The 15,460-nt window shown below is 63.4% G+C and carries 12 protein-coding genes; 2 read left to right on the forward strand and 10 right to left on the reverse strand.

The annotated features are described in order from the left end of the window. Positions 1-3 precede the first annotated feature (3 nt). Positions 4-3,075 (reverse strand): formate dehydrogenase-N subunit alpha, encoded by a 3,072-nt coding sequence (gene fdnG / locus HV796_RS03345; protein WP_175225045.1) that lies wholly within the window; start codon positions 3,073-3,075, stop codon positions 4-6. Between the two features lie 222 nt (positions 3,076-3,297). Between fdnG and HV796_RS03350 the strand changes: the two genes are divergently transcribed. Both HV796_RS03350 and HV796_RS03355 read left to right on the forward strand, forming a co-directional pair. Next, a complete protein-coding gene (locus tag HV796_RS03350) occupies positions 3,298-4,587 on the forward strand; it encodes a YhjD/YihY/BrkB family envelope integrity protein (protein WP_175225046.1) in 1,290 nt (429 codons plus the stop codon). Positions 4,588-5,028: 441 nt separating this feature from the next. Next, a complete protein-coding gene (locus tag HV796_RS03355; protein ID WP_175225047.1) occupies positions 5,029-6,231 on the forward strand; it encodes a porin in 1,203 nt (400 codons plus the stop codon). Between the two features lie 170 nt (positions 6,232-6,401). Here HV796_RS03355 and HV796_RS03360 read toward each other — a convergent pair whose 3' ends face one another. From HV796_RS03360 to panE, 9 genes are all read right to left on the reverse strand, one after another. Continuing rightward, positions 6,402-7,301 (reverse strand): proteasome-type protease, encoded by a 900-nt coding sequence (locus HV796_RS03360; RefSeq protein WP_175225048.1) that lies wholly within the window; start codon positions 7,299-7,301, stop codon positions 6,402-6,404. A gap of 95 nt (positions 7,302-7,396) precedes the next feature. After that, positions 7,397-8,203: a transglutaminase family protein gene (locus HV796_RS03365; RefSeq protein ID WP_175225049.1), complete on the reverse strand. Its 807-nt coding sequence runs from the start codon at positions 8,201-8,203 to the stop codon at positions 7,397-7,399. A gap of 12 nt (positions 8,204-8,215) precedes the next feature. Beyond that, positions 8,216-9,166, reverse strand: a complete 951-nt coding sequence (locus tag HV796_RS03370) for an alpha-E domain-containing protein (RefSeq protein WP_175225050.1) — start codon at positions 9,164-9,166, stop codon at positions 8,216-8,218. A gap of 128 nt (positions 9,167-9,294) precedes the next feature. Next, positions 9,295-10,704 (reverse strand): circularly permuted type 2 ATP-grasp protein, encoded by a 1,410-nt coding sequence (locus HV796_RS03375; protein WP_175225051.1) that lies wholly within the window; start codon positions 10,702-10,704, stop codon positions 9,295-9,297. A 557-nt stretch (positions 10,705-11,261) separates the two neighbouring features. Next, positions 11,262-11,708, reverse strand: a complete 447-nt coding sequence (locus tag HV796_RS03380; protein ID WP_175225052.1) for an HU family DNA-binding protein — start codon at positions 11,706-11,708, stop codon at positions 11,262-11,264. Positions 11,709-11,919: 211 nt separating this feature from the next. Then, complete coding sequence (pdxR, locus tag HV796_RS03385) at positions 11,920-13,437, reverse strand: MocR-like pyridoxine biosynthesis transcription factor PdxR (RefSeq protein ID WP_175225053.1); 1,518 nt, start codon at positions 13,435-13,437, stop codon at positions 11,920-11,922. A gap of 5 nt (positions 13,438-13,442) precedes the next feature. Further along, positions 13,443-13,865 (reverse strand): hypothetical protein, encoded by a 423-nt coding sequence (locus HV796_RS03390; protein WP_175225054.1) that lies wholly within the window; start codon positions 13,863-13,865, stop codon positions 13,443-13,445. A gap of 66 nt (positions 13,866-13,931) precedes the next feature. Next, the gene (locus tag HV796_RS03395; RefSeq protein WP_175225055.1) at positions 13,932-14,231 is read right to left on the reverse strand and encodes a hypothetical protein; all 300 of its coding nucleotides are present in this window, start codon (positions 14,229-14,231) and stop codon (positions 13,932-13,934) included. A gap of 145 nt (positions 14,232-14,376) precedes the next feature. Next, positions 14,377-15,330 carry a 2-dehydropantoate 2-reductase gene (gene panE / locus HV796_RS03400; RefSeq protein WP_175225056.1) on the reverse strand — a complete coding sequence of 318 codons (954 nt, stop codon included), beginning with the start codon at positions 15,328-15,330 and terminating at the stop codon, positions 14,377-14,379. Positions 15,331-15,460: the final 130 nt, after the last annotated feature.

The raw sequence follows: 15,460 nt of genomic DNA on the forward strand, positions 1-15,460 counted from the left end.
CCCCTATGCCTTCTCGACTTTCACGAGAAACGACTTGAATTCCGGCGTCTGCGTATTGGCGTCACCGACGAACGGCGTCAGCGTATTCGTCAGATAACCGGGTCTGGCCAAGCCTTTAAACCCCCAATGCAGCGGAATACCGACGGTCTGAATCTTCTTGCCGTCGACCATCAGCGGCTTGATCCGCTTGGTCACGACCGCCACCGCCACAATATGGCCGCGATTGCTCGACACCCTGACACGATCACCTGCGACAACACCGACCTCCTTCGCAAGGTCTTCGCCGATTTCGACGAACTGTTGCGGCTGGATGATCGCATTCAGGCGCGCGTGCTTGGTCCAGAAGTGGAAATGCTCCGTGATCCGATAGGTGGTCGCAACGTGCGGGAAAGCGGACACCTTGCCGAATGCCGCGCGGTCGTCAGGGAATACCCGCGCACCCGGGTTATTCGTCGCGAGTGGGTTTTGCGGGTGGAACGGGTTATACCCGAGCGGCGTTTCGAACGGTTCGTAGTGCTCGGGGAACGGCCCTTCGTTCATCATGTCACGCGCGAAGAAGCGCGCGACGCCCTCCGGGTTCATGATGAACGGCCCCATACCGCCGTCCGGGTTCTCGTCCAGCTTGAAGTCGGGAACGTCCGGGCCGCTCCATGCGTTGCCATTCCATGCAATCAGCTTGCGCGACGGATCGAACGGCTTGCCGTTCGGGTCGCACGATGCGCGGTTGTACAGTACGCGGCGGTTCGCCGGCCACGCCCACGCCCAGTTCAGCGACTGGCCGATGCCGGTCGGATCCGCGTTGTCGCGCCGCCCCATCTGGTTGCCCGCCTGCGTCCACGCGCCGCAGAAAATCCAGCAGCCGCTTGAAGTCGAGCCGTCATCGCGCAGCATCGCGAAGCCCGGCAACTGTTCGCCGGCCTTCGCGAGCACCTTGGTCGAATCCTTCGGGTCGGTCACGTCCGCGAGCGCCTTGCCGTTGAACTCCATCGCGATCTCTTCCGGCGTCGGGCTACCGGGATGCGCATACGGCCAGCTCAGCTTGAGCAGCGGCTCAGGATACTTGCCGCCGTCCTTCTGATACATCGCGCGCATCCGCAAAAAGATGCCGGACATGATTTCGAGGTCGCTCCTCGCATCGCCTGGCGGCAGCACGCCTTGCCAGTGCCATTGCAGTACGCGCGACGAGCTGACGAGCGACCCGCGTTCTTCCGCAAAGCAGGTGGTCGGCAGCCGGAACACCTCAGTCTGGATCTGCGACGAATCGACATCGTTGTATTCGCCGTAGTTTTTCCAGAACTCGGACGTCTCCGTCGCGAGCGGATCCATGATCACAAGCCACTTCAGTTTCGACAGCGCCGCGGTCATCTTCGCCTTGTTCGGCGCCGACGCAAGCGGATTGAACCCCTGCGCGAGATAGCCATTGACCTTGCCTTGCACCATCAGCTCGTAGATCTGCAGCATGTCGTACGGCTTGTCGAGCTTCGGCAGATAGTCGTAGCCCCAGTTATTGTCGGCGCTTGCCGCATCGCCGTACCACGACTTCATCATGCTGACGAAGAACGCCTTGTAATTCCTCCAGTAGCTCAGCTGATTGGGCCGCAACGGCTGTGACGCGCGCTGCTTGATGTAGCCGTCGAAGTCCTGCTCGCCTTCGTTAGGCAATGTCATATAGCCGGTCAGCAGGTTCGACATCAAGCCGAGATCGGTCAGCCCCTGGATGTTCGAGTGACCACGCAACGCATTCATCCCGCCACCCGCGACGCCGATGTTGCCAAGCAGCAATTGCACCATCGCGCCACAGCGGATCATCTGCGAGCCGATCGAGTGCTGCGTCCAGCCAAGCGCATACAGGATCGTGCAGGCACGGTTCGGTGCGGCGCACGTCGCGAGCATTTCGCAGACCTTTAGAAACTTGTCCTTGGGCGTACCGCATACCTTTTCGACCATCTCGGGGGTATAGCGCGAGTAGTGCTGCTTCATCAGGTTGTACACGCAACGAGGGTTCTGCAACGTCGCATCGGTCTTCACAAAACCATCATCGCCGAGCTCATAGTTCCACGATGTTTTGTCCGTGTACTTGCTGTTTTTCGTGTCGAAGCCGGAGTAGATGCCGTCGTTGAACGCAAAGTCCTCGCGTACGAGGAACGTGAAGTCGGTGTAGTTCTTCACGTATTCGTGCTGGATTGTGTCGTGGGTCAGCAGATAGTTGATCACCCCACCAAGAAACGCGATGTCGGTCCCGGTTCGAATCGGCGCATAAAAGTCCGCCACCGACGCCGTGCGGTTAAAGCGCGGATCGACGACGATCAGTTTCGCGCCTCGATGCGCCTTCGCCTCGGTGACCCATTTGAACCCGCACGGGTGCGCCTCGGCCGAATCGCCGCCCATCACCAGTATCACGTCCGCGTTCCGGATGTCGACCCAATGATTCGTCATCGCGCCGCGGCCAAACGTCGGGGCAAGACCTGCCACCGTCGGGCCGTGTCAGACACGCGCCTGGTTGTCGAACGCCAGCATCCCGGTCGCGCGGATCACCTTGTGCGTCAGATAGCCAACCTCATTACTGCTCGCGGATGCGGCGAGCATGCCGGTAGTCAGCCAGCGGTTCACCTTTTTGCCATCCGCGGTGGTCTCGATGAAATTCGCATCGCGATCGTCTTTCATCAGTTTCGCGATACGGTCGAGCGCATCATTCCATGAGATCGGCTGCCAGTCTTTCGCGCCGGCCGGTCGGTACTCCGGAATCTGCAAGCGGCTTTCGCTATGGATGAAATCGAGCAGGCTCGCGCCCTTCGGACACAGCGTGCCGCGATTGACCGGATGGTCCGGATCGCCTTCGATATGAAAAATGCTCGCGGTGGCGTTCTTTGCGCCGTCGCCGAGGCCGTACATCAGGATGCCGCAGCCCACTGAGCAGTACGGGCAGGTATTGCGGGTTTCGGTGGCACGCGACAGCTTGTACTGCCGCACTTCGGCAAGCGCGACATCCGGCGAATAGCCGAGCAACGCCAGGCTCGACCCTGCCAATGTGGTGGCACTCACCTTCAGGAACTGACGCCGGGACATCTGTAGCATGGAAGCCCTCGCGTTCGGCTGTGGGGTATCAAAAAGTATAAGTCGTTTATTTCGCTCTGTTTAAATGGATAAAAGTGCGGGAAAACACGGTTTAATCTGATACACATAGCGCGCCGCAGCAACAGGCATAGCACTTGCGCCGGTATCGGCGGACAGCGGGCGCCGCGCGATCGCCGCAGCGCGCCGCCACTCATCCCGTGTCTTCCGGTACGGAGGATCGCCATGGAACTCGAATCTTTCTCCGCCGACAAGCTGCATCATGCAGCCCGGATGCAGGCGTCCTGGGCCGTCGGTGCGTTCCGGCAGTTCATCGAAAACCGCTGTCCGGCGATGGCCGCGAGCATCGCGTTCTATGCGGCGTTCTCGCTTGCGCCAACGCTCGTGATGGTGATCGCCGTCGCGGGTTGGTTTCTCGGCGGTGAAGCCGCGCGCGGCGAGTTGTATCGCGAGGTGCATAACGTGCTCGGCAACGACGCGGCCGCGGCAATCACGACAATCGTACAGAACGCGCACCGCAGCGGCAGCGCGGGCGGCGCAGCAGCGGTCATCTCGTTCGCCATGCTTGCGATCGGTGCGTCTGCAACCTTTGCGTCACTGAACAGTGCGCTCAATATTGTCTGGCCGGCCAGCGGGCCGCGCACATCGAGCATGATGGCGCTCGTACGGGTCAGGCTGATCTCGTTCAGCCTCGTGCTGGGCGTTGCGTTCCTGCTGATCGTATCGCTCGTACTCGATGCGACGATCACGTTCGTCGGCAACTGGCTGTGGGGCGATTCACCCTACATCGTGCTCGGCAACCTGCTGCAACTGGCGGTGGGGCTGCTGGTACTGTCGCTGTCATTTGCCGGACTGCTAAAGTTTCTGCCCGACGCGCCGGTGCGCTGGCGCGATGCGCTGGTGGGCGGCTTCGTGGCGGCGTTGCTGTTTTCCGCGGGCAAGAAGCTGTTCGCGCTGTATCTCGCGCATGCGGGCATGGCGAATTCGTTTGGCGCGGCGGGCTCACTCGCCGTATTGCTGATGTGGCTGTACTTCTCGGCGCTCGTGCTGCTGCTCGGCGCGGAATTCTCGGCGGCGCGCGGCCGGCTGCACGACCCGCGCGGCGCATGGGCGTTTCTGCAGCAGACTCCGCCGGGCAGCCGGGCGATGATCGCGTCGGTGCTCGCCGCGCCGACCGCGGGTGTGAATCCCACGCGCGGCTCCAAAGTTACGCGTGGCCAGCCTGCGACGGGAACCGCCGACGCGCAGCGGCGCGCCGAATCGGCTGCCGCTGCAAGCGGTGGCGACGCGCGACGGCGCCCCGTGTTCCGCAAAGCGGCCCGCATGGGCCGCTCAGTCATGGATGCCGAAACCCGCGCAACGCTTGCGGCGGCAACAACCCTCGTACAGGCCGGTCGTACCGCGGTCGCCGCGGACCGCTACGTGCGGCGCCACCCATGGACCTCGGTGCTGTTCGCGGCAGGCACGGCGATCCTCGTGGCCGCGCTCGCTGGCCGCCATGGCGGCGAGCACTGAGCGCACGGCGCACCTGCTGCCGCGCGAGGAATGTCCCCGCCGGGATGGCCCGATTCGGCACCCACGGTGCCGGCGCAGACGCGCCGCACCACATTTGAGCGCTGTTGTCCAGCCTTCCGACGTCGAAAGCAAGTGAACAGAATGCTTACTTCCGCGCCGCATACAGCCCTTTCGCCTAGACAACTACATTACAAATAACTGTCATAAAACAGTGTGTTATGCAATTCTCAGCGGATGTGGGCCGCCAAATCAACAATAATGCTAGTTAGAGGATAAAACATTGTCGTAATCGCAATAATCACGGATAGGCTTGTGATACAAGGGTTTCCGTCACCTGTCACATTTTCGATACACCTTTATTTTTTTCGTTTCTTGTGCATCCACCCCCTGCGTTATTCTCCGTTTCGCAACAACTAAACAATCATCTGCGTGGAGATTTGGATGAAACGAATCGCACTGTCTACCCTCTCGTTGGCTCTTCTAGGTGCTGCCAGCGCGGCGCACGCCCAGAGCAGCGTGACCCTGTATGGCTTGATCGACGACGCGTTCCAATGGGTGCACAACGCTAACCCGGCGAACGACAACCTTTACCACCTGCAATCCGGCAACATGCAAGGTAGCCGTTGGGGTTTGAAAGGTACTGAAGACCTCGGCGGTGGCCTGAAGGCGATCTTCCAGTTGGAAAACGGCTTTGACCCGAACAACGGCAAGCTGGGCCAGGGCGGCCGCCTGTTCGGCCGTCAAGCGTATGTCGGCTTGACGCAGGATCAGTACGGCACGGTCACGTTGGGCCGCCAGTACGACCCGCTGGTCGATATGGTCCAGCCGCTCACGGCTGATAACTTCTTCGGCAGCACGTTCACCACGCCGGGCGACGTCGACAACAACGACAACAGCTCGCGTACGAACAACGCGGTCAAGTACGTGTCGCCGGTGTGGAGCGGCTTCCAGTTCGAAGGCATGTACGCGTTCGGCGGCGTGGCTGGCACGACGGGTTCGGGCCAGACGTGGTCGGGTGCCGCGACGTACGGCGTCGGTCCGTTCAGCGTCGCCGCAGGCTACATCCGCATGGACAACGCGAACGGCTTCGCGGCACGTGGCGGCGCTCCGGCGACGGGCACGACCCCGGCCGTCACGCCGGGTTGGAGCACGAACGCAACGTCGGACGCAACGTTTGACGGCTCGACGATCAACAGCGCGTACGCTTCGGCGAAGTCGATCAGCATCTCGTCGGCAGCGGCCCAGTACGTCGCAGGTCCGTTCACGTTCAACGCGCGCTACAGCTTCGCGCAGTACAAGCCGGATGGCTTCTCGGCGTTCGCCGAACAGGCCAAGTTCAACGTGGTCGGCGGTTACGTCGGTTACCAGATGTCGCCGGCCCTGCTGCTGGGCCTCGGCTATATCTGGACGCACGAATCGGGCGACGTGTCGGCGAACTACCATCAGGTGTCGGCTGGCGCGGACTACTCGCTGTCGAAGCGCACCGACCTGTACCTGATCGGCGCATGGCAACACGCCGGCGGCACGCAGCGTATCAGCGCGACCGAGACGGCCGACGCAACGGCATCGGTCGGTTCGTATGGCTTCCAGTCGGGTTCGGACACGCAAGCCATGGTCAGCATCGGTATCCGTCACAAGTTCTAATAAGCAACAACAAGCTGCGCAGCTGAAGTTCAATGCTGCGTTTCGAAGCCAGTCTGAGGCGCAAGCCGCAGGCTGGCTTTTTTCTTTGGGCGGTGGGTGTCGATGGGGTCAGTCGATGCGGGAGCCGGCACGCGGCGGGATGACGCGTGAAGAACGCCGCGCTCGCCGCTTCAGCGCGGCGCTTTCGGCTTGTCTGCCTGCGCCAGCGTCTGTGCGGGCCGCGTGTCGATCGCGCCATGCGCCGCCGCACTCGCCGGCGCACGAAACAGCACCCGCTCGCCCTCCTGATCGACGTGCGGAATGGCTGCCGCATCCTGCCAGTCCGGGTCCGGAATCTCGCCGAATACCTGGCGCAGCCGTTCACCCCATGTGCGGTGAATCATCTGGTAGTACGCATTATCGTGCGTGATCGTCACGAAGCGCGTGACGCGCAGCGTGTCCTTCTGATACACCAGCAGATCGAGCGGCAAACCGACCGACAGGTTCGAGCGCAGCGTCGAATCCATCGAGATCAATGCGCATTTGGCCGCTTCGTCGAGCGGCGTTTGCGGCACCAGCACGCGGTCGATAATCGGCTTGCCGTACTTCGATTCGCCGATCTGGAAGTATGGGTTGACGCTCGACGCCTCGATGAAATTGCCGGCCGCGTAGATCATGAACAGGCGTGAACATGGCGGCGCCGTCTGCGAATCGTCATCGGTGGCGGCCTGCGCGATCTGTCCGCCAAGGATAAAGCTGCAATTGAATTCGACGCCGAAATCCTCCAGCGCCTGTGCTTCGCGCCGATGGACGTTGCGCACCGCGCGGCCGACCACGCGCGCCGCATCGGGCATCGTCCGCACGCTCCACAGCGTCGGTTCCCGCGGGTCGGCCGGTTCGGACAATTCGCGCAGCACGGCCTGCGTCAGCGACAGATTGCCCGCGGCGAGCAGCACCAGCACGCGCTCGCCCGGCTGCTCGAACACGGACATCTTGCGCGCCGTGCTGACATGGTCGACGCCGGCGTTGGTACGCGTGTCCGCCAGAAACACCAGCCCTTCATCGACGCTCAGTGCGACGCAATACGTCATGACAAACCCTTGGAGGCGACCGGACGCCGCCATTTTAAGCGTGCCGCGCGCCACCGGGCCATGATGCGGCCAGCGGCACGCGTTCGCGTTCGTTGTTATTGCGGCGACAGTTCCTGCGCGCTGACCGACACCGTGACGTCGAGGCGCTCGCCGAGGCCACCGATGCGCCGCCCGCGCACCGGCGACGCCGCTTCGTAATCGCGCGCCGCCGCGAGCCGGCAATAAACATCCGTGGCGAAAGCCGCGTGCGTGACGTCGACCGATACCCAACCGATACCGGCCAGCCACACATCCACCCACGCGTGGCTCGCGGCATCATCGACGTCGCCGTGCTCGATATAGCCGCTCACGTAGCGCGCCGGTACGCCGCGCGCACGGCAGCAGGCGAGCATCAGATGCGTATGGTCCTGGCAAACGCCGCGGCCGAGCGCGAGCGCCTGCGCCGCAGTGCTCGTGACCGCGGTCACGCCGGCCTCGAACGGCACGCGCTCGATAATCCGTTCGGCGAGCGCGATCAGCGCGGCCGGTGAATCGAGTGGCGGCACCGAATGCGCGAGCTCGCAAATCGCCGGATCGGTGTCGGTCAAGCGGGTCGCGCACGTATAGTGCTCGAGCGGAATCGGACCGGCGGCGTCGTTCAGACGTCCGTCGATGAGCGTCATCGTGTCGACTTCGCCCGACACATGCACGCGAATCTCGTCGTGCGGCCGGTTCAGCACGAGCGTATGCAGCACGTTGCCATAGGCGTCGAATGTCGAGTCGAGCTTGCCGGGCGCATCGAGCAACCAGCGCCGCACGGTCTGCGACGCGCCGCTGACCGGCGTCAGGCGTAACTGCTGGATGGAATAGTGGACCGTCGCATCGTAGCGATAGACCGTGTCGTGGCGGATCGTCATAAACATAGGGGCACTCCGTCAGGCCACCGGCAACAACAGATAGGTGCGGGCGACCATGTTGCCAAGTTCGAACACGCGCGCAAGGAACTGCGTGAGCCATGCATGCAGGCCCGCTTCGAAGATCTGCCGGATATCGGCGTACAGCAGCTCCGCGCGCAGCTTGCCGGCAAAGCGTTCGCACTGGTTCGAGCCCTGCGTGCGCAGCATCGCGAGATTCGCGCACACGCCGTCGAGCGACGCGAGCAGCGAACGCGGCATCTGCGAATTAAGGATCATCAGCTCGACGACCCGCGCCGGCGTCACGACGTCGCGATACACCTTGCGGTATATCTCCAGCGCGGACACCGAACTCAGAATCGAGGTCCAGTAATAGAAGTCTTCGAGCTGCCGCGCCGCGTCGCGGGAATTGGGCGCCGCGTCGGCAAAGCGGACGTCGAGGATCCGTGCGGTGTTGTCCGCACGCTCGAGAAATGTGCCCAACTGGGTGAAGAAAAACGCGTCGTCCTGCAGCGCGGTGCCGAGCGTCACGCCGCGCGACAGGTGCGAGCGGAATTTCACCCATTCGAACAGCGCGACCGGATGGCTGGTCAGCTGCCCGGCCGCGGTCCGTTCGTTGAATTCGAGCCAGGTGTCGTTGATCGTCTCCCACCATTCGGTCGTCAGCGTCCCGCGCACCGCGCGCGCGTTTTCGCGCGCCGCGTGCAGACACGACTGAATACTCGACGGATTGGCCTGGTCGGCCACCATGAAATCGAGCACGTTCTCGCGCGTCGGCTCCGCGTGGCGCTGCCCGAACGCGTCTTCGAGCTCGGAGATGCGCAGCACCGCTCGCTGCGCGCGCGCCTCCTGTTCGGCCGTTTGCGGCAGCAACTGCGCTTTCAGGTTGATGTCGAGCATGCGCGCGGTGTTCTCCGCGCGTTCCATATAGCGGGCCATCCAGAACAGGTGGTCGGCGGTGCGGCTCAGCATGATGGCTTTCCGTTGTCGATCGGCACGGGATAAGAACGGCGCGGCGCGTGGTCACCCGTGACGACCCACGCGCGCCGGCGGGCTGCAGTTGCCCGCCGCGGCGGCAGACTGATGCGCGGCAAACGCGCTCAGTCGACCATCCAGGTGTCTTTCGTCCCTCCTCCCTGCGACGAATTGACGACGAGCGACCCCTGCTGCAGCGCGACGCGCGTGAGGCCACCCGCAACCATCGTAACGGTCTTGCCGGACAGCACGAATGGCCGCAAATCGATATGGCGCGGCGCAATGCCCGCTTCGACGAAGGTCGGGCAGGCGGACAGCGCGAGGGTCGGCTGCGCGATATAGCCGGCCGGCCGCGCGATCAGACGCGCGCGGAACGCTTCGATCTCGGCGGCCGTCGCGGCCGGACCGACCAGCATCCCGTAGCCGCCCGCGCCGTGCACTTCTTTCACGACGAGTTCGGGCAAATGCGCAAGCGTGTAAGCGAGATCGTCCGGCTTGCGGCATTGGTAAGTCGGCACGTTGTTGAGAATCGGCTTTTCGCCGAGGTAAAACTCGATCATCTCCGGCACGTACGGATAGATCGATTTGTCGTCGGCAATGCCGGTGCCCATCGCATTCGCGAGCGAAACACGGCCGGCGCGATAGGCGGTCAATAGGCCCGGCACGCCGAGCGCCGAATCCGGGCGGAACGCGAGCGGATCGAGAAAGTCGTCGTCGACACGGCGGTAAATCACATCGACGCGCCGCGGCCCCTGCGTCGTGCGCATGAACACGTAGTTATCGTCGACGAAGAGATCCTTCCCTTCGACCAGTTCCACGCCCATCTGCTGAGCGAGGAACGTATGTTCGAAGTATGCGGAGTTGTACATGCCCGGCGTCAGCACGACCACCACCGGATCGTCGACGCCGGCCGGCGCGACCGAGCGCAGCATATCGAGCAGCAGATCGGGATAATGCGCGACCGGCGCAATGCGGTTCTGCACGAACAGCTCCGGGAAAAGCCGCATCATCATCTTGCGGTTTTCCAGCATGTACGACACACCGGACGGAACGCGCAGATTGTCCTCGAGCACGTAGAACTCGCCGTCCATCCCGGCGCGCACGACGTCGACACCGGCAATATGCGCGTAGATACCGAGCGGCACGTCGACGCCCTGCATCTCCGGACGGTACTGTGCGTTCGTATAGACCTGCCCCGCCGGCACGACGCCGGCGCGTACGATATTGCGCTCGTGATAGACGTCGTGGATAAACAGATTGAGCGCCCGCACCCGTTGGCGCAGGCCGTCTTCAAGGGTGCGCCACTCGTCGCGCGGAATGATGCGCGGAATCAGATCGAACGGAATCAGCCGCTCAGTGCCGGACAGATCCCCGTTGACCGCGAATGTGATGCCGACACGCCGGAACAGCAGATCCGCCTCCGCGCGCTTGCGCGCGATCGCTTCGCCGCCCTGTTGCGCCAACCATTTCGCGAAGCGTGCGTAGTGCGGCCGCACGGCATCGTCGAGTTGACGCATCTCGTCATAGCATCGCATGTCACGCCCCGCTCTTTTTGTCGGATAGAAGGCGAATGCGCTGCGCATTCGGTGTCTGTCAGGTTCAAGCAAGCGTTATGCCATTGGCGTCGCGTACGGCATCGGGTTGATGGGCACGGCCACACGCACATCCGTATGCACTGCGAACGCGCATCGCACCGCGAAGCGTCACGAAAGCGGATCAGAACCGGTTTGCGGGTCGAGCGCGGCGGCGAACGGCTTGATCCGATCGTACTGCGCAGCACGGCAATGCGCTAGCGAGGTGCGCGCGGTAGCGCACGAGAAACCAGTTCGATGCAGCGGCGAACCGAGTTAGGGAATCCGACGGAACGAACAATGTGAGTGGAGACGGCGCAGCGGGTTAAGCCGAAGTCTCGCTCGATCAATCTGGCGTTGGAATAAAAAATCCCCGCGAGTGTTCTTTCGCGGGGATTTGAAATGTTGCTGCAAATTCGGCGACTGCCGATGTGGCCTGATGCGCGGCTTTTGCGGAGAGATCAGCATGACATCTCACCGCCGCCCGAAGACGGCGGCGAGCAACCATGCGGCACGACCGCTTAGGCCGAAGCTGCGTCCTTCAGCTTCTTCAGCGCACGTGCCTTGACGCGCACGGAAGCCGGCTTAGCCGGGAACCAGCGCTCCTCACCCGTGAACGGGTCCTTGCCGAAGCGCTTCTTCTTCGCCGGAACCGCTTGCACGACGATCTTCAGAAGACCCGACAGCGTGAACTCGCCAGCGCCCTTCTTGTGGACCGAGCCGAGGATCGTGTCTTCGAGGGCAGCCAGAACAGCCTTGGCGGACTTCGGTTCGACACCGGAACGCTCTGCGACGTGTGCAGCCAGCGAGGCCTTCGTGAAGGTGTCCTTGATCGGCGACGATGCGCCGGACGCCTTCACGGCGACCTTCTTAGCCGCGGCTTTCTTCGCGGGAGCCTTCGTTGCAGCGGCTTTCTTGGTCGCTGCGGTGGTCGCCTTCTTGGCAACCTTCTTTGCGGAAGTCGGCATGTTTCTCCTACCTGTTGTTGGTCAGTGAGCCACGAAGCACACACGACATGTGCGCGCTTCACGCGGGATTCTACAAGCGCTAAGGCATTTCGCGCGAATCTTTTATGCGTCGACGGGCTGTTTTGTTGCGTGCCGCAGACTACACGACACATTTTGACGCTTGTTTTACGGGTTAAAAGTCACCACGTCGCATTTTGTAGGTACCTGTACATCACCTTTTGGACCTGGGCGTCTGCGTCACCCGATGGTGGGCGGCACGACCGGCGGACCCATCGTCGAGCGCCGGCAGCAACCGCTCGAGTGCGGTCAACGCCGCGTCGATCTGACCAGCCTCGATGCTGCCGTACCCGAACACGAAGCCTTGCCGCGAGCGAGCGCCAAGCTGGAACGGCGCGATGCCGTACAGCGCGATCGATGCGCGACGCGCCGCTTCGGCGACGGCCGCCTCGGTCAGCGGCGCCTTAAGCAGCGCCGCCAGGTGAATGCCGGCCACGGGCACGATGGGTTCGAACCAGTGCGCAAGACCGCCTTGCAGATGCGCGAGCAGTTGTGCACGCCGGGCCGCGTACAGTTTGTGCATCCGTTTCAGATGCTTCGCGAAGTCGCCGTTCAGCATGAACCGCGCGAGCGCGGTCTGCGTCAACATGCAGCCGTGCCAGTCGGTCACCCGGCGAGCGTTCGCAAGCGCTCGGGTCAGCGACGCGGGCGGCACCAGATAGCCGACTCGCAAGTCAAGAAACATCGTCTTCGAAAACGTGCCGACGTAGGCGACCAGCCCGGCGCGGTCGAGGCTCTTGAGCGGCTCCATCGGCCGGCCTTCGAAGCGGTACTCGCAATCGTAGTCATCCTCGATGATCACCGCGCCGCGCGCCTGCGCCCATTCGAGCAAGGCGACGCGCCGCTCGAGACTCATCGGCATACCGAGCGGGAACTGATGCGAAGGCGTCACATAGACGAGCCGCGCGTCGTTCGGCAGCTTGTCGACCGCGAGGCCGTCGCCGTCGACCGGCACCGGCACGAGCTTCGCGCCGGCCGCTGCGAAACACGCACGGGCCGGCGGATAACCCGGGTCCTCGACAACGGCGACATCGCCGCTACGCAGCGTGACGCGCGCGAGCAGATCGAGCGCTTGCTGGGCGCCTTGCGTGACGATCACCTCTTCCCAGTTGCTGTCGACCGCCCGGTTAAACGCGAGATAGCGTGATATCGCGACCCGCAGTTCCTGTTCGCCGGCCGCCTCGCGGTACGTGCCCGAGCCGCGCGCCTGCACACGCAGCGCGTGATTCACACAGCGGCGCCACACGTCGAACGGAAAATGCGACTTGTCGGTCACGCCGCCGACGAAGTCGTAGGTCACCTCCGCGCACGCCAGCGGCGGCAGAAGCGGCGCGGCATCCCATAACGGCAGAGGCCGCACGCCCGCTTTCGCGGGCGTGCGAGCCTGCTGCGCCGCGCGCGCATGCGCGGAAGGTTCGGCGGGCAATCTGCGCAACCCCTCGGCGACGTAGGTGCCCGCGCCGGGTCGCGCATAGAGAAAACCTTCGGCCAGCAACCGCTCGAACACATCGAGCGTGGTCTTGCGCGACACGCCGAGCTGCGTGGCAAGATCGCGCGTCGACGGCAATCGCGTGCCGCCCGCGAGCCGCCCTTCGACGATGCCCGCCCGCAGTTGCCGGTAGATCTGGCCGGCAAGGTCGTGACCGCCTTCGACTGCGATATGGATGTCCATCCGGCTCAGTAAGTCCGGCGAGAAGGATCGACGAGATGCGCGGCAATCAGCAGACTCACGCACGGCGCCGCAAACAGAATGAACAACCCGAAGTTCGCCCAGGCCCGGGTATGCCGCGTCGCCAGCCAATAGACCACGACGGCGAACTGCAGCGCGCAGAAGAGCCACACGGGCACAGTCGTCAGGATGCTCGCATGACGCGTGCCGGCGAACCACAAACCGACCGGCACAATCAGCGCGCTGACGAACGCCAGCATGCCGAACAGCGCGCTGCGTCGGACGCGCCGCGCAAGCATCAGCACGGCGAGCACGCACTGCCCGGCCGCGGCGCCGAACATCAGGCGCGGCACCGCGCTGCCGGTTGGGTAGGCGTGCGGATCGATCAGATACGCGGTATAGACGATCGCGGTTCGCAATGTATCTGTCATCGTATTGCAGGGCGAATGCAGCATATAAGCAAGCGGGAAAACGGCGCGCGCGTGCGGCACGCGGGTTTAGACGACCACCGACACGACGATCGCAAGCCAGATAAAGGCGACCCCCGCAATGAACATGCGACGCGCGATGCGTATTTTCGCGTCGCTGGTATCGGGCTCGACCGGCGCGGTGGCCATCCATGGTACGAGGCCGAGAAACGCAAACCCGAGCAGCGCGAGTCCCGCGATGACCCGGTCAATACCGGTCCAGCCGCTCGGTTCGTTGATCCCCCAGTAGCCGAGGAACACGATGCCGATCGAGAACACCGTTGCCGAAGCAGAACTGAGCGCCACCACCGACCCTTGGGGACTCGGCATGATTCACCTCCTGTCGCAAGGCTTCTTATCGTGCGATCGATTCTACTTGATGCGGCTGGCGGCGCTCCGCTTGCGCCGGCTGCGGCGCGACCGACGCAAGATTCGGCGAATCGCGGTCGAATGGGTAGGTTAACCGCGTGCTATGTCAGCTTCCGCGTGCCTCGCGTGCCTCATAGGCTTTCAGATGCGTATACGCGACGCGCAGCAGCGACAGCGGCAAGCCGGCCGGCGGGGCATCGGAATGCCGCGCATCGGCGCCGCGTTCGATCATGTCGCCAAGAATATGGTCGGCTTCGATCTTCGAGTGGTTTTCGATGTCGCGCAGCATCGACGCGGTCAACGGCGAGCCTTCCTTGAACAGCATCGTGCGGGCACGCGTCTGCGCACCGTCGCTCATTGGAAACCCGTTGTGCTGCGCGACCGCCCGGCACTCGTCGAACAGGCCTTCGATCAACTGCCGGCCATCCGGCGCCCGCATCATGTCGCCGATCGACGCACGGTTCAGACACGTGCTCGCGGCGAGCGTCGCGAGAAATATCCACTTGTCCCACATTTGCTGGACGATATTGTCAGCCGCCTGTGAATCGAAGCCGGCGCCTTCGAAGGTGCGCCCGATTTCCCGCACGCGCTCGGATATCCCGCCAGCAAGCTCGCCGTAGGTAATCGCATGCGCCTCGTTCAGATGCTCGATTTCGCGATTGCGGTTAAGCGTCGCGGAAATCAGTCCGATGCCGCCCACCACGTTCGCCGCGCCGAATTTTGCCTTCAGCACGTCGATATGACGCATGCCGTTCAGCACCGGCAGCACCATCGTCTGCGGGCCGACCGCGGGCGCGAACGATTCGATCGCGTCGTCGAGGTTGTACGCTTTGCAACTGAGCAGCACGAGGTCATACGGCGCGCGGATACCCTTCGCGACCACCGTCGGCACGTCGCGCAGCGTCACGTTGCCATGCGGGCTTTTTATCACCAGACCTGAGCGTTCCAGTTCCTCGGCACGCCCGGCGCGGACCAGAAACGTGACGTCGCGGCCCGCCTGAATCAGACGTCCGCCAAAATATCCACCGAGCGCGCCCGCGCCCACGACGAGAATTCGCATCGTCATTCCTTCGATTGATGATCGCCCAACGGAAGTGTACGCGTGGCGACGCCCACGACGCCGCCAAACGCGCACGGCCCGCGGCATAGGCCGCGGGCCGCTTGCATGCCTGCTTGTCCACCGGTTGACG

Source organism: Paraburkholderia humisilvae (assembly GCF_902859855.1).
In the GTDB taxonomy this organism is placed as follows: Bacteria; Pseudomonadota; Gammaproteobacteria; order Burkholderiales; family Burkholderiaceae; genus Paraburkholderia; species Paraburkholderia humisilvae.